This is a genomic window from Pseudonocardia sp. P1, assembly GCF_000178675.2.
In the GTDB taxonomy this organism is placed as follows: domain Bacteria; phylum Actinomycetota; class Actinomycetes; order Mycobacteriales; family Pseudonocardiaceae; genus Pseudonocardia.
Genome location: NZ_ADUJ02000002.1, coordinates 147,353 through 166,120, shown reverse-complemented (window position 1 = coordinate 166,120; position 18,768 = coordinate 147,353). Strand labels below are relative to the sequence as shown.

The window sequence follows — 18,768 nt, the reverse complement described above, 5'->3', positions numbered from 1 at the left end:
GAGCAACACGAGGAGACCGGCTAGGACGCAGGCGCCTGCGCGGCGGGGGCTTCTGCGCACCGCACCGGGCAGCGCCCGAGCACCGCGCAGGGCGCGGATGACCCCTCCACGGGAGGCGGAGATGACAACGAGCGGCCACCGGAGCGGCGCGGACCGACGCCGCGCCGCACCGGAGGCTCCGGTGGACCGCCCCGTCATCGCGGCGGCTCGTCGCGCTCGACGCGCGGGTAGGGGCCCTCGTTGATCGCACCCGGGTCGGAGGCCGCACCCGGTGCCGGGATCGGGTTCTGCCGGCCGCGGAACGGGAGCCCGTCGGTGTTGACCGGGTAGCCCTTGAAGGTCTGCTCGCTGAACAGCGGCATGATCTTGTACACATGCCCACGTCCATCCCCGCCGGCCAGGGATGCCCCGAAGTTCTGGAACAACGCCACGACGTCCGGAGCGTAGGGCTGCAAGTAGGTCAGGGCCGGGTTCACGTCGCGCAGCAGATCGCTGGTCGGCGCGATCAGGCCGTCGACGTCGTCGGTGAGCCGCGGGACCCGGTCCAGGGTGGCCGGAGCCTTGTCCAGTGTGCCGTCGAGCGGCGGCAGCGTCGCGCGCAGGTCCGCCGAGGTCGCCGGGAGCTCGACCAGCGCTGCAGAGAGGTCCGGCGCCGCCGCGTTGAGGTTGTCCGCGACCGGGCCGAGCGACCCGGCCAGCGTGCTCAACCCGCCGCTCGCGGTGCGAGCGCTGTCGAGGACCGGCGGCAGCTTCCGCATGACCTCGCGGATGTCCTCGGCCCCGCCGGAGGTGGCCTGCGTGAGCGTGTCGGTGTCCTGCACGAGCTGGCCGATCTGGCCCTGCTGGGTGTTGAGGGCGGCGAGCACCGTCGCCGTTGTGCCCGTCAGCTGCTTGAGATCCTCGGACTGCGCCGCCAGCGCATCGAGAGCGTCCTGACCGTTGCGCCCCAGAGCGCCGAGCCCGGCAACCGCGTCGGACACGGCCTGCTGGCTGCCGTCCGTGCTCAGCCCCGCGGCGCGTACGGCGCTACCCAGTGACTGGCGGGTCGGCTCGTCGAGGGTGTGCAGGACGTCGTTCACCTGGACCGGGGGCTCGGCGGAGCCCTCCGGGAGCGATGCCCCGTCCGGGATCTCCGCACCGGTACCGTCGGTGATCTCGAGGAACGTCTCCTCGATGAGGCTCTTGGCCCGGACCCGGACCGTGGCGCCATCGTGCAGCGGAGCGTTGGCCGGCTCGAGCTCCATCGAGACCCGGGCACGGTCCCCGGTCTCTGCCACGTCGACGACCTTGCCGACGCGCACACCGGCGATCATGACGTCGCCGAAGTAGACCAGGTTCGCCACGCGAGGTACGTCGACCGCGACCCGGTAGGCCGCCGGGGCGTATCCCGGGATCTTGCCGCCCGAGTTGACCCACAGGAAGCTGAAGATCAACCCGCAGAGCGCCGTGAAGGCGATCACGACGACCAGACGGGTGTTGTTGGGACTGAGGATTCTGGGCACCTGGATCACCTATCTCGGGGCCACGAGCGGGAGACCGGCCGGGCCGTCTTCCGCGGGTGCGTCGGCAGGGGCTTCGGGGGCCGGGTTCGTGCCGCCACCGGGTTCGGTGCCCGGAAGGGGCAGCTCGACCGGGTTCTGACCGTCGTCGGTGATCGGCCCGGCGGTGCCGGGCAGGTTCGCCGGAGGCGGGAGCAGGGTCTCCGGGTTCGCAGTCAGGATCCCTCGCAGGATGCCGCTGTTCGCATCACGCAGGCTGACGATCTCGCGGGTGTTGACGAAGAACGCACCGATGTCGGGGAGGTAGTCGGTGAGCGATCCGGTCAACGGGTCGAGGTCGGTCGTGATCCGCTGCAGCGGTGGGAGAGCCGCGTTCAGATCACCGGCGTAGGGACGCAGGTCGGCCACGACCGGCCGGGCTTCCCGAACCACGGGTGAGGCGACATCGATGGTCGAGTCCAGCTGTCCGGCGGTGTCCTCCAGGCGCGACAACGCCTCGGGGAGGTCCCCGGCGGCCGCCTGCACATTGCGCAACGTCGGGTCGAGCTGGTCGGCGAGCCCCTGCACCTCCGAGGTCGCGTTGCGCAGCTGGTCGCTCAGGTCGGGCAGCTGCGCAAGGGAACGGTCCAGCGGCGCGTTGTTCTCCGAGAGCGCCGAGAGCGTGGTGCGCAACGAGTCGACGAGCCCGGTCAACCGGGTGTCGTTGGAACCGACCGCCTCGGAGATGTCACCCAGCGCCCCGACCAGGCGGCGCAGCGTGTCGCGGCGCGCGTCCAGCTCGGTGACGACCGGGGCCAGGCTCTCCGTGACCGATGCCGTCGCGTCGAGCCCACCGGGCAGCTCCGCCGGTGCCGACGCCAGCGCGACGTCGGACTCGGCGAGCAGCTGGGTCAGACCACGACGGGACTCACCATCGAGATGTGCGAGCACCTCGTCGACCTGGATGGGCCGCTTGGTGTTCGCGACCGGCAGCGAGCCGCCGGATGCGACCGGTGCACCGGGAGGCCCGCCCGGCGCGATCTCGACGTACATCTCGTTCAGCGGGCTCTTGGGACGCAGGACGAGCGAAGCGTTGTCATAGATCTGGGTGCCCGGCTCCATCGACAGGCTCAGCTCGGCCTTACCGTCCGGATTGACCTGCGCGGCGGCGATCTGGCCGACGACGATCCCGGCCACCCGGACCTCCTGGCCGTTGCCCGGGGATACCCCCGGCGTGGCTTCGAAGGCCGCGTTGACGACGTACCGGCTCGCCCAGGGAGGGGTGAACCGCTGGTTGCCCAGGATGATGCCGCCGACGACGAATGCGAGTACCAGCAGCACGACGACGATCACCACATTGCGACCGAGTCCGGGTTCGTTGCGGAGACGCGTGAGGGTCGTCCGGAAGCTACGCCGGGAGCTCGTAGGGATATCGGAGGTCATGTCAGTTCTCTCCCAGCAGGCCGAGCGGCCCGGATCCGGGCGCCCGCCCGGCGTCGAGCGGCGGGACGGTGTCCACCGGCGTGTCCGGGTAGGTGCCGCCGACGAGCTGCTTGGTGATCTGATCCGGGCTCACCGGGAGCCCGCCGACCGAGCCGGTGCCGACACCGGGCTGGAACGCGATCGTTCCGCCATTCTGGTCCTCATAGCTCGACGCGCGGCCCAGGTTGACGAAGGTGTAGACGGCATCCCAGTAGAGCGGACGGTCGGACTTCGTCTGCCCGTACGGGCCGGATCCGGTGTAGGGGTTGCTGAGCAGATCGTTGACCGGTCCGTTGAGCCGGTCGAGGACCGGCCCGCGGAGGTTGTCGAGGGTGTCCGTCGCACCGGAGGAGGCCGGGACGAGCTGCTCGACCAGCGGGCGCGCATCCCCGAGCAGCGCACGGGTGTCGGCCACGAACGGGACGGCCTTCTCGATCACCGGATCAAGCCGGCCGAGGGTCGAGTCGAGCTGGGTGGCGACCGGCCGGATGTCCGATGCGGTGTCGCGCAGGGTGTTCAACGTGCCGTCCAACCGTTCGAGGCCGGCCCGGGCTGTCGTGAGCGTCTGCGGCAGCCCGTCGAGCGTGACACCGACATCCTGGGCCCGGCGACCGAGGACCGAGGTCGTCGTCGCCAGGTCGTCGACGATCGTCCCCAGTTGGCTCTCGTTGCGGGTCAGCACGCGGGAGGTGTTCTCGAGCCCGTCCACGACGCGCGTCAGGTCCTCCGGGGACTCACCCCGCGCCGCGTCCAGGACGCCGGCGGCCGGTCCCAACGCTGCAGGAGCCGACGCGGTCAGCCGACGCAGGGCGTCGGTGCCTGGGCCTTCCAGAGCACCGTCGAGGTTCCCCACCGTGCTGCTCAGTCCCTCGAGCGCGTCGGGCTGCAGCGCCTGGGCGACCTTGTCCAGCTCGACCGGGACCTCGGTCCGCTCCTGCGGGATCTCGTCGCCGGTGAAACGGCCGGGGTCGCCGCCGGGCTGCAGATCGACGAAGTAGATGCCGCCGAGCAGCGTCGTCGACCGGATCGTCGCAGTGGGCGCCGACCCGAGTGTGTCGACGGCGGCTTCGTCCACCTTCAGCGTCACCAGGGCTCCGCCGTCGTCGGCGCGCTCGACGGCGCTCACCTTGCCGGCGGGCACATAGGCGGTCTTCACCTCGCTGATGAAGGCGCGCAGCTTGTAGTCCTCGGCGAAGTGCACCGTGATGCTCTCCCCGCTGCGCAACCATGTGCCGATGCGGTCCTTGTTGAACAGGCCGAGGAACAGCAGCAGGACCACCACGATGAAGACGATCCCGATGGTGAAAGGGGACAGCTTCTTTCGCGGCCGGTTCCGCCAGGACGTCAGGACGGCGGTCACTAGCGGCCCCCGATCAGCGAGTCGGCGTTGTTGTCGGTGGTGCCCCCGGGCGGGGGGTAGGCCTCGCGGTGCACGGTCGGATCCTCGATGGGCAGGTTGTTCAGCACGCTCTCCGGCTTGACGATCGGGTAGATGTTCAGGCCGTGCCCCGCCGGATCGCTGTACTTGAGCGCATCTGTGAAGTAGGTGAAGAACATGGAGATGTCGCCCGAGTGCGGCCCGATGTACTCCAGGGACGGCGCCCCCTGCGCGAAGGTGGTCCCGAGCTGGCGGACCAGCGGCTGCAGGTCGGTGACAGTCGGAGTGAGGTCCTCCACCGCCGGCTGCGCGGACCCGGCGACTCCCGGGACCTTGTCCAGAGGGGTGATGGCCTCGCGCAGCACACCCCGAACATCGGGGGTAGCGCGGCCGAGAGCCTCCGCGCCTGGCCGCACGGTCGTGACGGCCTCCCGGGTCGCCGTCAGCGGACCGTTCAAGGAGTCGAGAGCGGACTTGACCTCGGCCAGCGTGGCCGGCGCCTTCTGCAGGCTGTCCGCGACGGGCTTGCCACCGTCGGTGTTCAGCGCGGCCAGAGTCGGATCGAGCTGTTTCACCGTCGCGCCGATGCTCTCCTGCCGCTCGGCGAACGATCGGGCGAGCCGATCGGCAGAGGTCAGCAGGTCGTTCACCCCCCGGCCGCCGTCGGCGGACAACGCTCCGGAAACGGTGCCGAGGTCGGGGAGTACCTGGGGCAGGGCCCGCAGCCCGTCCTGGAGGTCGCCGGAGTGTCCGGCGAGACCACCACCGACGTTGCGCACGGTCGTCGCCAACGCCTCCCGCGTCGGCGGATCGAACACGTCCAGGACGGTGTCGAGTTCCTGGGACGACGTGGTCGTGGCGATGGTGGCTCCCGACGCCATCTCACCGGCTTGCTCGGTCCCCGGCTTGAGGTCGACGTACTTCTGCCCCAGAGCCGAACGTGCCCCGATACCCGCGGTGGCGTCGTTGTAGACCTCGCGACCGTTGTCGAGCTGCATCGTCGCCACGGCCCGACCGTCCTCGAGCGCGATGTCCGAGACGTACCCGACCCGGACATCGGCGATACGGACGTCGTCACCGTTGCGCAACGCCCCCGAATCGTCGAACGAGGCCTTCACCGAGGTTCGCTCGACGCCGGGAAGGTAGCCGGGGAGCCCGTTCTGGGCGGTGATGGCGAACACCACGATGCCGACCAGGAACAGCACGACACCGAGGCCGACCAGCGTCGAGCGGCGACGCCGCCACGCCTGTCTGCGCTGCGAACTCACTGGCCACCTCCGGTGAGGAAGTCGAGGGCTCCGCCCTCCTGCTCTTCGGAAAGGCCGGTCACGCCGTCCTCCGGTCGGTTCTCGGGCGTCGGTGGGGTCAGTAGGCCGTCCGGGTGGCCGACCATCGGCGGCGGTGCCGGCTGGCCCTCAGGGTCGGCCTGCAGCGGCGGCGGAGTTCCTCCGATGCCTGCGTTACCGCCCTCGCCGGGGATGTTGCTGGTTGCCGACATCGGTGTGACGGCGAGGAAGGCACGGAAGTAGTGCGACAGACCGTCTTTCGAGTTGGTCGTCAGCGCCCACCGCTTGAGGAACTCCATGACGTTGTTGCGGTTGGCCGTGAGATCACGGACAGCCGGCTCCAGCCCGTTCACGGCCCGGACGGTGTCACCGCCCTGCTCGCGTAGACCGGTGGCGACCGGCCGTGCCGCCGCGAGAAGCTCGTCGGCCTCGTCGAGGACCGGCTGGAGCGACGCGAGCGCCGGGTCGGCGGAGTCGGCGAACCGGATCAGCTCTCGGCTGATCTCGGGGAGGTTGTCGGTGGTCGGCCGCAGCTGTTCGAGAGTCGGCCGTGCCTCACGGGCGGTGCCTGCGAGCTCGCCGAGCGTGCGGCGTGCGCTCGCCATGGTGCCCGGCAGCTCCTGCACCGTGCCGCGCAGGTCGCGATCGTTCGCGTTGGTGGTGGCAAGAAGCCCCTGAGCCGAGTTCACGAGCCGGTCCAGGGCCTTGCCGTCCTCGGTCGCCAGGGACGAGGCGACCGGCTCGAGCGAGTCGACGAGGCTGTTCAGAGTCTGGTTCTGGTCCCGCAGGATGCCGGCCAGCTGGTCGGTCTGGGTCATCGCAGGTCTCAGTGCGCGGATCGCGTCGTCGACGTTGCGACCGTTTCCCTCGAGCCCTCCGCCGAGGACACCGACCATCGCGCCGAGCGCCTCTCCGGTCGGGTCGTCGACGACGTCGAGCACCTGGTCGAGATCGGTCGCCTGACCGGTGCGCTCGAGCGGGATCCCGTCCGAGGGGTCCATCACGGGCGCCTCGGGCGAGCCGCGGTCCAGGTCGAGGAAACGCTCGCCCAGGAGCGTGACCGGCCGGATCGTCGCCCGTGAATCGGTGTGCAGCGGGAGCACCGAGGGCTCCAGCTCCATGACGACCTCGGCCGCGCCGTCGACCACCGTCATCGACTCGACCTCCCCGACCTTCACACCCGCGTAACGGATGTCGTTGCCGACGAGCAGCGGGCTCGCATCGGCGAAGCGGGCGGGAACCCGCACCTGGTGGATGTCGTCGTCCGGGCTGGAGGCCCCGAGCGTGGCGGCGGAGAGCGCGGCGACCGCCGCGAGCACCAACGTCGTGACCGTGGAGCGCCGCCGTGGGCGCCCCGAGGTGGGTCCGTTCATCGCACACCGTCTCCGAACGCGTCGCCCCACTCCTGGCCCGAGCTCGCGCCGGGCAGCGGGTAGGGGTCGTAGGTGATTCCCGGGGGCACGACTCCGGGTGAGTCGAGCACGCTGGTCGGCCCTTCCTGGAAGTAGACGCGCGCGTAGTTGCCGTTGCCGTCGTAGTTGGCCATCGACGATCCCCAGTGCGACGTCCAGGCCATGACCTCAGGCATCATCGGCCGAAGCACCGACAGCGGGTCCTGGAGGTTGCCGACCGTCGTGGTCACACCGGGCACGGTGTCGTGTGCGACATCGAGCAGGCCGGGTGTCCGACCCAGCAGGTCCTGCGCCGCTCCCAGGGTGGGCCGAAGGTCCGCGGTCAGGGGCCGGAGGTCCTGCAGCAGCGGCCGCAGGTTGCGCGCGACCGGGCCGAGCTTCTCCGTCGCCGGCCGAAGGCCGTCGAGCAGCGGTACCGCCTCGTCGACGACACCGGGAACGAGGTCGAGCGTGGACTTGGCGCGGTCCAGGGTCGGCGGAAGCTGTCCGAGGGTGTCGCGCACCTGGTCTCGGCGCGCCGCGGCCTCAGAGCTGAAGCGCCCGACCTCATCGATGACGGTGCGGACCTGCTGGTCGCGCTCCGCCACGGTGCCCATCATCGAGTTGAGCCGGGTCACCAGGTTCCGGATCGCCGGGCCGTCGGTGCCGACGGCCTGCAGGACCTGGCCGAGCGCGGAGACCGCGGGGCCGGACGTCCGCAGGGTCGCGTTCAGGTTCTGCTCGTTGCCGGTCAGCGCACCGTCGAGGTTGCCGACCAGGGACCGCAGCCGGTCGCGCGTGGGGGCATCGAGCGCTGCCAGAACGTCGTCGACCTCGGTCGCCTTGGGCATGCTTCCGGTCAGCATGGCGCCGTCGGGCAGCTCGGGAGCGGAAGCGTTGCCGTCGGTGATCTGGACGGAGCGCTCGCTCAGGACGGCCTTCCAACCGATCGTCACCGTGGCGCCGTCGTGCAGCGGGGCGTAGGCACGGTCGAGATCCATGGTGACGCGGGCCTGGCCGTCCTCGACGTCGATGGAGCTGACCCGGCCGGCCTCGAAGCCGTTCACCAGGAGACTGCCACCCTCGACGATGTTCACGGCGGACGGGAGCACGGCGTGGACGCGGTACGGACCGGTGCCGCCGAGGGCCACGACTGCTCCGACGACCAGCACCGCGGATACGACGACTACGGCGATCCGGCGGTTTATCTTCACACCTGGAAAACGCTCGGGAGTACCCGCAAGAAACGCACGAGACACTGGGTTCACCCGTTCGGACGAAGCATTCGTCGGCATTTCAGAAAATGACATGGCTAATCGCCCCGGAGAGCCCCCGGGGCGATTAGTCTCGTACTACCCGACTTGCTTAATCCATCCCGAGCGGTCCAGCCGACTCCCCCGCAAGGAACTGCCGCACGAAGGGGTCAGGAGAATTGAAGGCGCCTTCCGCGTCGCCATAGTGCACCACCTTCCCCTTCCAGATCAGACCGACGTAGTCGCTGACCTTCCGGGCGGTCCGAATGTCGTGCGTGACCAGCAGGTATGTCCCACCGTGCTCAGCGTGCATCTGAAGGATCAGGTCATTGAGCAGGCTCGTCCGGACCGGATCGAGACCGGAGTCGGGCTCGTCGAAGAAGACGATGTCCGGATTGAGTACCATCGCCCTCGCGAAACCGGCTCGCTTACGCATTCCGCCGGACACTTCGTTCGGGAACTTGTGGAGCGAGCGCTCGAGACCAACTTCCGTGCAACGGTCCATCACGATCTCGCGGATCTCCTTATCCGGCTTGTCCGTGTGCTTCCGGAGAGGGAAGGCGGTGTTGTCGAAGATGTTCATCGAGCCGAACAGCGCGCCGTCCTGGAAAAGGACGCCCATCCGCCGGCGAATGGCGTAGCGCTCGTCCTCCGACAGGCCCCAGATGTTCTGACCGAACACCATCACCTCACCGGCGTCGGGCTCCAGCAGTCCGACCAGGTGCTTGATCAGGACGCTCTTGCCGGTACCCGAAGGCCCGAGGACGGTGGTGATCGCGTCGTCGGCGAACTGGAGGTCCAGGCCCTGGAGGACCTTGAAGGAGCCGAACGTCTTGTGGACGCCGCGGACCTCCATCGTGTGTGGCTTGTCGGAAGTGGGCGTCGTGGTCGCCGGCGCGACCCGAGGGATGACGGCTGTCGGCGCGTCGTGCGCCGACGTCTGGTTCTGATGCATGGTCACAGGTCGTCTCCTCGACGGTCAGTTCGCGATCGGGGCGTTGGGGTTCAGACCCCAGAACAACTGGGTGCCGAGCACACCGAGGATGTGGATCAACACCATGTTGATCATCATTGCCTTGGCGGTGTTGCGCCCCACCCCGACCGGACCGCCTGTCGCGTTGAACCCGAAGTAGCAGCCCACGAAGACGATCGTGGTCCCGAAGGACATCACTTTTATCAGTGAGTAGAGGAAGTCGAGCGGGTTCTGGTATAGCCAGAAGATGTAGAGATAGCCGCCTGGTGACACACCGCCCAGCTGCACGACGGTGACCAGGTACATCGTCACGTACATGATGCCGAGCCCGACGGTGTAGAGGAACGGGATGGCGAGCCACGCTGCGATCACCCGGGTGCCGACGAGGTAGCTGCGGGCCTTGATACCCATGACTTCCATGGCGTCGATCTCGTCGGAGATGCGCATGGAGCCGAGTTCGGCAACGAGACCGCAGCCGACCTTCGCGGCGAAGATGTAGCCCCACATGTAGGGAGCCATCTCCCGGATCGAGCAGTAGGCGTTGAAGATGCCCGAGTACAGCGGGGCGCCGATCTGCTTGAGCGTATAGCTCGCCTCGAGTCCACAGACCGTCCCCATGACACCCTGCATGACCCAGATGATCAGGCCAGAGGTCAGGATCAGGATCCCGGCCTGGTGCAGGACCTCGCTGCTGTAGTGCCGCACGTCGCGGAAGCCACGGATCGTTGCGGTCGAGAAGCGGAAGATCTCTCCCGCGGTGGAGACCCCGTTACGGAGCTGGGTTCCCAACGATGGCTTCGGCGGGGTGGTCGGGACACCCGGGGCGGTGGTCGCGCCGGGATCGGGCTTGGGTTCCGTGGTGGTCATGTGTCTCTCCCCGGTCAGCGATAGACCTGGATCTCGGGGTAGAGCCCGAGCAGGATCGTGGTGAAGACGAAGTTGAAGCTCCAGATCGCGGCGAAGGCGATGACCACGGCCTGGTTCACCGCACGCCCCACCCCGGCCGGGCCGCCCTGGGCCCGGAAGCCCTTGTAGCAGCACACGACACCGATGATCAGCCCGAACAATGTCGTCTTGAGGACCGACCCCCAGAGGTCGATCGTCGTGGCGTTGGAGAAGAAGTTCTGCTGGAACGCCGCAGATCCGGCGTCAAGCTGGATCGCGGCAAGGTAGCCGCCCAGAACACCGAACGACAGCGCGATCAGGTCCATCAGACCGGTCATGATGGTAACGGCGATGATCCGTGGAAGAATGAGCGCACGAACCGGGTCGATGCCCAGCACTTCCATCGCGTCGATCTCTTCACGGATGCGCCGCGCGCCCAGGTCCGCAGTCATCGCCGTCCCGACGACGCCCGCGACGACCATCGCATTGATCCACGGTGCGAACTCACGGACGCTCGCCATGACGAAGAAGGATCCGAGGCGTTCGGGGATTCCGAACAGGATGAACAGGTTGCCGGCCTGCAGGCCCGGCGCGCCGAAACCGAACGCCACGCAGGCGACCGCCATCGGGAACCAACAGAGCTTGAGCACCTCGAACAGCTGGTCACGGACGTCGCCCCAGTAGCCGACAGGATGCCGGACCGCGCTGTAGACGACGCGTCCGAGCAGCTCGGCCATCTCGCCGGCCTGCTGTAGCGGAGTGCGGACCCCTCGACCGATCGAGCGGATGCGCTCGCCGGCCCGCTTGCGTGGGACCTCAATCGTATCCGGGCGGGGCACGCCGACGGTATCGGGCGTTGTCATGGAACTCCTCGTGGGCGGTCGCCAGCAGGTGTGGGACCCGCCGACTCGGTCGGCGTCAGCTCAGATAGCGGTGTGCGCGGGGTGCGAGCAGGAGCACGGAGGCGACGCCCAGGACGGCCATCGCGACGAGGCTCTCCCAGGCGGCTGACAGAGCGAGGACGACTACTGCCGACGCTCCGATCCCCATCAGGACATACCTGGTCCAGCCGAGCCCGAAGCTCAGCAACGCCGCGAAGATGCAGATCGCCGCACCGACGATCACCCACATCACCCCTGGACCCTGCTGAACTGTGGACGCGACCGTGTCTGCACCCAGCGATCCGGTGATGTGCTCGACCTGCTCAGGGTCTGCCGACGAACTCCCGACACCGGTCCCGCCCGCGATCAGGACGATCCCCAGGACAGCCCAGAGCGCCGCCGACAGGCCGACCTGCCACGGGTAGCTGCTCGAGGACGCGGAGACCCGGTGGGCCGCTCGGCGTCGCCCCGACCCGTCGCGTCTCGACTCGACGTACACGGCGTAGCCCCCTCGTCGTCGGCTGCATCGTTGGAACCTCGGACCGGCTGGCCGGTCGCAACCCCGGCCACAGGGGGCCGGGATCAAGCAAGTATGTCGACGTGAGAGCTGTGACACGTCATCCCAGGGGGGAATGATGGCTCTACGTTCGAGGAGGGCACTTACGGGCTTCCGGACGACCCGCTGTCATGATCCGACCCATCTCCGCAGGTAGACGGCCCGCTTGTCCGATCGTTCGATCTCACGTCGTGGGTGGCGCGACTCCGACGCTCCGTCGACACTCGGACCGACAGTCATATTATCGGACCGATCGAGTCGGCGTCCTCATGTACTTCGCCGACGGCAGAAGAGGTGGGTTGAGTTGACCAGCAGAAGTGCCGTGCGTACCGAACCGACAGCCATCGGTGACGTCGTCGACGAGGTTGCCTTCACTGTGGAGTCGGGCAAGATCCGTGAGTTCGCTCTGGCGACCCACACGGACGATCCGGTGCACACCGACAGTCGGTGCGCCCTCGCCGCCGGCTTCGGTGGGGTGCCGGCTACCGCCACCCATGTCGTTGTCAGCGGTCACTATCGGAGTCAGAGCGCGATGGTGGAACGTCTCGGCCTCGACTTGAAACGAGTCGTCGTAGGAGGGGTTCGGTGGCGCTATCACCGGCCCCTGACCGCCGGAGACGTCCTGACAGGCACGCGGCGGCTCACCTCCGACGAACAGCTCCACTCCGGGACTCCGCGGACCAACCGCCGACTCGTCCTGACCACGGTGTTCGTCGACAGAGCAGGCCGCCCGGCAGTCGAATGGCACGAGACGATCATCGAACGGGGTACGGGGCGATGAACGCACCTGCGCGACGCGATCCGGTCGCCGCCGACAGCGGTGACCACCTACCCAGCCGTGTGATCGGCCCCATCACGAGGACCGACATCGTCCGTTTCGCCGGGGCCGGCGGGGACTTCAACCCGTTACACCACGACCCGGAGTTCGCCACGTCGGCCGGGTTCGAGGACGTCATCGCGATGGGCCAGATGCAGGCCGGGATGCTGGCCGGCTGGCTGACCGACTGGTGCGGGGTGGAGCATCTGGTCGAACTCGAGACCCGCTTCCGCAGGCCCGTCGAGCTCGGAGAGATCCTGACTTTCAGCGGTGAGGTCGTTGCCGCAGAGGACGGACAGGTGCGACTGGAGCTCCGAGCGATGTCCAGCGAGCACCTAGCCGTCGAGGCGTGGGCCGTGATCCGGACCCGCTGAGAGTGGGGGCGCGGCCGACCCCAGAGCCGGCCGCGCCCCGAGCCGGACCAGTCTGTTTCTGCTCTCTGCTGAGCGGAGCCCCTCCCGACGCGGAACGGCCGGGCACCCCGTGGGGTGCCCGGCCGTCGCCGTCGGTGCGGTGGATCAGTTCTCGCTGGACCGTTCCTGCGTCGCCTGCTCCGGGGTGGAGCCGTTGGACGACCCGTTCCCGGACGACGACGGCGCCGCCGTCCCGGTGCTGGACGCCCCGTCGGACCCGGCCGGTGCGGGGTCCTGCCGGGCGGCCTCCTCGGCGACCTCCGGCTCGGGCGTGGCGACGGCCGGGGTCTCGGTGGTCGGCGCGGCCTCACCGGTGGTGTCGGCGGCGACCGGCTCGGACTCCTGCTCCGGGGTCGCGCCCGGCTCGGTGGCGGACTCGCTCCCGGCCTGCGCGTCGGTGTCGGCGGTGTCCCCGGCCTCGGCGGCCACGACCGGCTCCGGCGTCGGCTCGGGCTCCGGCGTCGGCTCGGGCTCCGGCGTCGGCTCCGGCGCGGGGTCGCCGCGCCGCACGGCGGCGAGCAGCATCTGGGAGACGTCCTTGACCTGCACCGAGTCGCCGGCGGTCTGGTTGACGCCGTCGGTCATCATCGTGCGGCAGAACGGGCAGCCCACCGCGAGGGTGCCGGAGGGCTCGTCCCCGCCGCCGGCCTTGGTGAGGGTCTCGGCGGCCTCCTCGGCGCGGGTGAAGTTGATGCGCTTGCCGATGCGCTCCTCCATCCACATCCGGGCGCCACCGGCACCGCAGCACATCGACCGGTCGGCGTGCCGCGGCATCTCCGACAGCGTCGCCCCGGCGGCGCCGACGAGGTCGCGGGGGTCCTCGTAGACCTCGTTGTGCCGGCCCAGGTAGCAGGGGTCGTGGTAGGTGACCGGGCCCGTCTCCTCGCCCGCGGGGGCGTTGACCGGGACCAGCTTCTTCTCCCGGACCAGCTTGTTCAGCAGCTGGGTGTGGTGCACGACCTCGTAGTGCCCGTCGAGCTGGGGGTACTCCCGGCCCAGGGTGTTGAGGCAGTGCGGGCAGGTCGTGACGATCTTGCGGGTCCCGGCCTCGCGCTTCTCGAACACGCCGTTGAGGGTCTCGACGTTCTGCTGGGCCAGCATCTGGAACACGAACTCGTTGCCCGAGCGACGGGCCGGGTCACCGGTGCAGGTCTCGCCCGAACCGAGCACCGCGAAGTCGACCCCGGCGCGGTGCAGCAGCTCCGCGGTGGCCTGCACGGTCTTCTTCTGGCCGTCGTCGAACGCGCCCGCGCAGCCGACCCAGAACAGGTACTCGGTCTCGGCGGGCAGCTCGCTCTCCACGACCGGGACCTCGAAGTCGAGGCTCTTGGTCCACTCCAGGCGGTCCTTGGCGTTCTGGCCCCAGGGGTTGCCCTTGTTCTCCAGGTTCTTGAACAGCGAGTTGAGCTCGGTCGGGAACTCGGACTCGATCAGGACCTGGTAGCGGCGCATGTCGACGATGTGGTCGACGTGCTCGATGTCGACCGGGCACTGCTCGACGCAGGCGCCGCACATGGTGCAGGACCACAGGATGTCCGGGTCGATCACACCGAGGACGTCCTCGCCGCCGATCAGGGGGCGCTCGGCCTCCTTGCGGGCGGCCTCGGGGATCGCGGCCAGACGGGCCTCGGCGTCGTCGCCGGTGATGCCGACCTCGTCGCCGGCCATGTCGGTCGAACCGCCGGCCAGCAGGTAGGGCGCCTTGTCGTAGGCGTGGTCGCGCAGCGCGTTGACCAGCAGCTTCGGCGAGAGCGGCTTCTCGGTGTTCCACGCCGGGCACTGCGACTGGCAACGACCGCACTCGGTGCAGGTCGTGAAGTCGAGCAGGCCCTTCCAGGTGAAGTCCTCGACCCGCCCGACACCGAAGGTGTCCTCGTCCGGGTCGGCCTCCTCCAGCTCCAGGACCTGACCCTTGGACATCATCGGCCGGGTCGCGCCGAGTGCCTTGCGGCCGTCGTCGTCGCGCTTGAAGTAGATGTTGGGGAACGCGGTGAACCGGTGCCAGGCCACACCCATCGTCGGCTTGGCCGCGATCACGATCAGCCAGATCGTCGCCGAGAGGACCTTGACCGCGGCGAACACCGTGACCAGCGTCGGCGACGCGGGCAGGATCGTGCCCAGCGCCTTGGACACCGGCGCCGACCAGGTCGGGACGTCGAACACGCCCAGCGCGTCCTTCGCGCCACGCACCACCAGGATGCCCAGGCCCTCGAGGAACACGATCGCCTCGACGAAGTACGCCCGGCCCTGGTTCGAGCCGTAGAACCGCGACATGCGGCCCTTGGTCCGCGGGTTGTTCAGCTGCCGGATCACGATCAGCACGCCGATGCCGACCACCGTGCCGACACCGAGGATCTCGACGAACAGGGAGTAGACGCTCCACTCACCCAGCAGCGGCAGGTGGAACGTCGGGTTCCAGACCTCGACGAACGCCTCGATCAGCGCCAGGAACAGGCCGCCGAACCCGACCATCACCAGCCAGTGGAAGACACCGACGTGACTCCACTTGAGCATCCTGGTGTGACCCAGGGTCTCGGTGAGCATCGTCGCGAACCGCGGCCCGAACGGCCCGACCCGCGTCGCGTCCTGCTCACCGAGCCGGATGACGCTCACCATGTAGGCCACCGTGCGCCACACCAGCGCCACCGCGGCGATCGCCGACAGCACCGTGACGATGCCCAACGTGTACTGCACCCAGGTCATGCGGGGGAACCTCCCTGTAGAACGCCTCGTCCGCCCCGCGGTCGTCACGGGACGGGACGGAGCGAGATGCCTAGCCGAGCTAGCCGGCCGGGGCCGGCGCCTTCAGGGTCGCGAGGATGTCCTGCACCCGGTCCTTCGCATCGCCGAAGAGCATGTGGCTGTTCTCGCGGAAGAAGAGTGGATTCTGCACCCCGGCATAGCCGCTCGCCATCGATCGCTTGAAGACGACGACGCTCCCCGCTTCCCACACCCTCAACACCGGCATCCCGGCGATAGGACTGCCCGGGTCGTCCGAGGCGGCGGGGTTGACCGTGTCGTTGGCTCCGATGACCAGCACGACGTCGACGTCGACGAGGTCATCGTTGATCTCGTCCATCTCCAGGACGATGTCATAAGGAACCTGGGCCTCGGCCAGCAGCACGTTCATATGACCCGGAAGCCGACCCGCCACCGGATGCACACCGAACTCGACCCTGACACCCCGGTCGCGCAACTGTCGCGTGAGCTCGGCGACCGGATACTGCGCCTGCGCCACCGCCATGCCGTAGCCCGGGGTGATGACAACACGGCGAGCCGAGACCAGCATGTCGGCCACACCCTGTGCGTCGACCTCCTGATGATCGCCGTCGACCTGTGACCCGCCCGAGGGCGTCGGTGCACCGAACCCACCCGCGATCACGGAGAGGAACGACCGGTTCATGGCCTTGCACATCACATACGACAGGTAGGCACCGGACGAGCCGACGAGTGCACCGGTGATGATCAGCAGGTCGTTGGCGAGCAGAAATCCAGAAGCTGCAGCAGCCCACCCCGAGTACGAGTTGAGCATCGACACGACCACCGGCATGTCACCGCCGCCGATCGAGGCGACCAGATGCACCCCCAGCAGCAGCGCCAGCACGGTCACCAGAGCCAGGAGCCACGGTGCGGGGCCTCCGACGAACACCGCCGCGAGTACGGCGAACGCCACGAGGGCGGCGATGTTCAGAATGTTCTTGCCGGGGAGCTGCAGCGGGCTCGACGGGATCTTCGCCGACAGCTTCAGGTACGCCACGACCGAGCCGGTGAACGTCACTGCCCCGATGAACACACCGATCGTCACCTCTGCGTGATGGATGTCCAGCAGCGCCCCATCGAGCTCGAGGTGCCCCGCTTCGGCCTCCAGGAACCCGTTCCATCCCACCAGTACCGCAGCAAGGCCGACGAAGCTGTGCATCAGAGCGATGAGCTCTGGCATACCCGTCATCTCGACCACCCGCGCTCGGCGTAGACCGAACGCGGCGCCGATCACCAGCGCCGTCACCAACAGCGCGATGCCCAGCCCGTTGGCCGAGCGCACCGCCGTCGCGGCCGTCGCGCCCAGGGCGATGATCATGCCGGCGATGCCGAAGGCCACACCCGAGCGCGCGGTCTCGTGCTTCGACAGGCCCGCAAGGCTGATCACGAACAAGAGGGCGGCGATGAGATACGCCGCCGTGGTCCACGTGGATGCGATCATCGCTCAGCTCCTCGAGAACATCGACAGCATGCGGCGAGTCACCGCGAAGCCGCCGACGATGTTGACTGCGGCCAGCAGGACGGCAAGAGCGGCCAGCACGATGGTCAGGGTGCTTCCGGTGCCGATCTGCAGGATCGCACCCACGACGATGATCCCGGAGATCGCGTTGGTGACCGACATCAGTGGTGTGTGCAGCGCGTGATGGACGTTGCCGATCACGTAGAAGCCGATCACGATCGCCAGGACGAACACCGTGAGGTGCCCAGCGAGCTCGCCGGGCGCCAACGACATGATCAGGAAAAGTGCCAGCGCTCCGAGACCACCAGCGATGGTCCGCGGCCACCGGGACGGTCGCCGCTCCGGCTGGCGAGGCTGCTCGGCTGTATGAGTCGAGGGGGCGGGAGCAGCGCTGACCGGCACCGCGGGTGGCGGCCACAGCGTCTCGCCGCGGCGGGTCACGGTGAGCCCCCGCTGCACCACGTCGTCGAGATCGAGAGTCAGAACTCCGTCCTTCTCCGGCGTCACCAACGTGACCAGGTTGACGACATTCGTGCCGTAGAGCTGCGATGCCTGGGCGGGCAGGCGCGCGGGTAGATCCGTGTATCCGATGATCGTCACGCCGCGGTCGGTCGTCACGATCTCGTCCGCTTTCGTGCCGGCGACGTTACCGCCCTGCGCGGCCGCCATGTCGACGATCACCGAACCCGGCCGCATCGATGCGACCTGCTGCTCGGAGATCAGCTTCGGCGCCGCGCGTCCGGGAATCAACGCGGTAGTGATGACGATGTCGACATCGGCAACCTGCTCGGAGTAGATCTCGGCGGCCCGCTCGTCGTAGGACTCGGACGTCGCTCTCGCGTAGCCGTCGGTGCCCTCCTCCTGGTCGACCTCCACCGCCAGGTACTCCCCGCCGAGCGATCTCACCTGCTCTGCGACCTCGGCTCGAGGGTCGGTGGCGCGGACCACCGCGCCGAGGCTCTTGGCAGTGGCGATCGCCGCGAGCCCAGCGACGCCGGCCCCGGCGATCAGCACCTTCGCCGGCGCAACCTTGCCGGCTGCAGTGACCTGCCCAGTGAAGAACCGGCCGAACACGTGCGCCGCCTCGATGACGGCCCGGTACCCGGCGATGTTCGCCATGGAGCTCAGAACGTCCATCGACTGCGCACGCGAGATCCGCGGCACGGCGTCCATGGCCAGGGCGGTCACACCTCGCTCTGCCAGCGCAGCCAGGCGCTGCGGCTCCAGCGCTGGCGCCAGCATGGCGATGAGTGTCGAGCCGGCCCGCAATCGGGCGATCTCGAAAGATTGCGGAGCGTTGATCATCACGACGACGTCGGCATCCCAGACGGGACCGGCCGACACCTCGGCTCCTGCCTCGCTGTACGCGTCGTCGTCGAAGCCGGCACGAGAGCCCGCCCCGGACTGGACGCTCACCGCATAACCGAGAGCGATGATCCTGCTGACACCGGTCGGCGTCAGCGCGACGCGCGTTTCGCCCTTCATCGACTCGGCGACGACCCCGACGCGCATCGGGTGCACCTCTGCACCTTCGCTCATGCATTCTCCTTGAGATACGGCGCCACCATCGCCCGAGCGGCGACGCCGCTGGGACGGGCATGTGTGCTCCGGCGAGACGAGGGTCGGGCACACAACGTGATACGCCGGAACTGGACGTGACTGGCGAAGGTAGTGCCGGGCACCGGCGAAGAGGATGACGACTCTGTCACAGCACGCCGTCCGAACTCTGCTCGAGCCGATTCACAGCAGGTCAGAT

The 18,768-nt window shown here is 68.7% G+C and carries 15 protein-coding genes; 2 read left to right on the top strand and 13 right to left on the bottom strand.

Annotated features, from left to right (window positions below):
- Positions 1-194: 194 nt before the first annotated feature.
- From PP1_RS30210 to PP1_RS30165, 10 genes are all read right to left on the bottom strand, one after another.
- Positions 195-1,502, bottom strand: coding sequence for an MlaD family protein (locus PP1_RS30210; RefSeq protein WP_033198682.1), 1,308 nt, complete (start codon positions 1,500-1,502; stop codon positions 195-197).
- Positions 1,503-1,511: 9 nt separating this feature from the next.
- A complete protein-coding gene (locus PP1_RS30205; RefSeq protein ID WP_010224511.1) occupies positions 1,512-2,834 on the bottom strand; it encodes an MlaD family protein in 1,323 nt (440 codons plus the stop codon).
- 88 nt (positions 2,835-2,922) lie between these two features.
- Entirely contained in the window at positions 2,923-4,320 is a 1,398-nt protein-coding gene (locus PP1_RS30200) for an MlaD family protein (RefSeq protein ID WP_010224510.1), read from the bottom strand.
- Entirely contained in the window at positions 4,320-5,606 is a 1,287-nt protein-coding gene (locus tag PP1_RS30195) for an MlaD family protein (RefSeq protein ID WP_010224509.1), read from the bottom strand. The genes PP1_RS30200 and PP1_RS30195 overlap by 1 nt, the downstream gene beginning before the upstream one ends.
- Positions 5,603-6,997 (bottom strand): MlaD family protein, encoded by a 1,395-nt coding sequence (locus PP1_RS30190; protein WP_029239173.1) that lies wholly within the window; start codon positions 6,995-6,997, stop codon positions 5,603-5,605. Before PP1_RS30190 ends, PP1_RS30195 begins: the two co-directional genes overlap by 4 nt.
- Positions 6,994-8,229 carry an MlaD family protein gene (locus PP1_RS30185; protein ID WP_337819694.1) on the bottom strand — a complete coding sequence of 412 codons (1,236 nt, stop codon included), beginning with the start codon at positions 8,227-8,229 and terminating at the stop codon, positions 6,994-6,996. Before PP1_RS30185 ends, PP1_RS30190 begins: the two co-directional genes overlap by 4 nt.
- 151 nt (positions 8,230-8,380) lie before the next feature.
- Positions 8,381-9,229: an ABC transporter ATP-binding protein gene (locus tag PP1_RS30180; protein ID WP_010224506.1), complete on the bottom strand. Its 849-nt coding sequence runs from the start codon at positions 9,227-9,229 to the stop codon at positions 8,381-8,383.
- 18 nt (positions 9,230-9,247) lie between these two features.
- Positions 9,248-10,108 carry an ABC transporter permease gene (locus PP1_RS30175; RefSeq protein ID WP_010224505.1) on the bottom strand — a complete coding sequence of 287 codons (861 nt, stop codon included), beginning with the start codon at positions 10,106-10,108 and terminating at the stop codon, positions 9,248-9,250.
- A 14-nt stretch (positions 10,109-10,122) separates the two neighbouring features.
- Positions 10,123-10,989 carry an MlaE family ABC transporter permease gene (locus PP1_RS30170; protein WP_202796292.1) on the bottom strand — a complete coding sequence of 289 codons (867 nt, stop codon included), beginning with the start codon at positions 10,987-10,989 and terminating at the stop codon, positions 10,123-10,125.
- A gap of 55 nt (positions 10,990-11,044) precedes the next feature.
- A complete protein-coding gene (locus tag PP1_RS30165; RefSeq protein WP_170918953.1) occupies positions 11,045-11,251 on the bottom strand; it encodes a hypothetical protein in 207 nt (68 codons plus the stop codon).
- A gap of 634 nt (positions 11,252-11,885) precedes the next feature.
- Here PP1_RS30165 and PP1_RS30160 point away from each other — a divergent pair.
- Both PP1_RS30160 and PP1_RS30155 read left to right on the top strand, forming a co-directional pair.
- Positions 11,886-12,344 carry an FAS1-like dehydratase domain-containing protein gene (locus PP1_RS30160; RefSeq protein WP_010224502.1) on the top strand — a complete coding sequence of 153 codons (459 nt, stop codon included), beginning with the start codon at positions 11,886-11,888 and terminating at the stop codon, positions 12,342-12,344.
- 59 nt (positions 12,345-12,403) lie between these two features.
- Positions 12,404-12,754 carry a MaoC/PaaZ C-terminal domain-containing protein gene (locus PP1_RS30155; protein ID WP_010224501.1) on the top strand — a complete coding sequence of 117 codons (351 nt, stop codon included), beginning with the start codon at positions 12,404-12,406 and terminating at the stop codon, positions 12,752-12,754.
- A gap of 144 nt (positions 12,755-12,898) precedes the next feature.
- On the opposite strand, the gene PP1_RS30150 is transcribed toward PP1_RS30155, so the two are convergent.
- From PP1_RS30150 to PP1_RS30140, 3 genes are all read right to left on the bottom strand, one after another.
- Positions 12,899-15,496 (bottom strand): heterodisulfide reductase-related iron-sulfur binding cluster, encoded by a 2,598-nt coding sequence (locus PP1_RS30150; protein ID WP_075315320.1) that lies wholly within the window; start codon positions 15,494-15,496, stop codon positions 12,899-12,901.
- Positions 15,497-15,575: 79 nt separating this feature from the next.
- The gene (pntB, locus tag PP1_RS30145; protein ID WP_010230804.1) at positions 15,576-16,994 is read right to left on the bottom strand and encodes a Re/Si-specific NAD(P)(+) transhydrogenase subunit beta; all 1,419 of its coding nucleotides are present in this window, start codon (positions 16,992-16,994) and stop codon (positions 15,576-15,578) included.
- Positions 16,995-16,997: 3 nt separating this feature from the next.
- Positions 16,998-18,551: a Re/Si-specific NAD(P)(+) transhydrogenase subunit alpha gene (locus tag PP1_RS30140; RefSeq protein WP_029239574.1), complete on the bottom strand. Its 1,554-nt coding sequence runs from the start codon at positions 18,549-18,551 to the stop codon at positions 16,998-17,000.
- Positions 18,552-18,768 lie beyond the last annotated feature (217 nt).

Coding starts and splice junctions, on each gene's coding strand:
- PP1_RS30190 (WP_029239173.1), bottom strand. CDS start 6,997: ATGAACGGACCCACCTCGGGGCGCCCACGGCGGCGCTCCACGGTCACG.
- PP1_RS30175 (WP_010224505.1), bottom strand. CDS start 10,108: ATGACCACCACGGAACCCAAGCCCGATCCCGGCGCGACCACCGCCCCG.
- PP1_RS30170 (WP_202796292.1), bottom strand. CDS start 10,989: ATGACAACGCCCGATACCGTCGGCGTGCCCCGCCCGGATACGATTGAG.
- PP1_RS30150 (WP_075315320.1), bottom strand. CDS start 15,496: ATGACCTGGGTGCAGTACACGTTGGGCATCGTCACGGTGCTGTCGGCG.
- pntB (WP_010230804.1), bottom strand. CDS start 16,994: ATGATCGCATCCACGTGGACCACGGCGGCGTATCTCATCGCCGCCCTC.
- PP1_RS30140 (WP_029239574.1), bottom strand. CDS start 18,551: ATGAGCGAAGGTGCAGAGGTGCACCCGATGCGCGTCGGGGTCGTCGCC.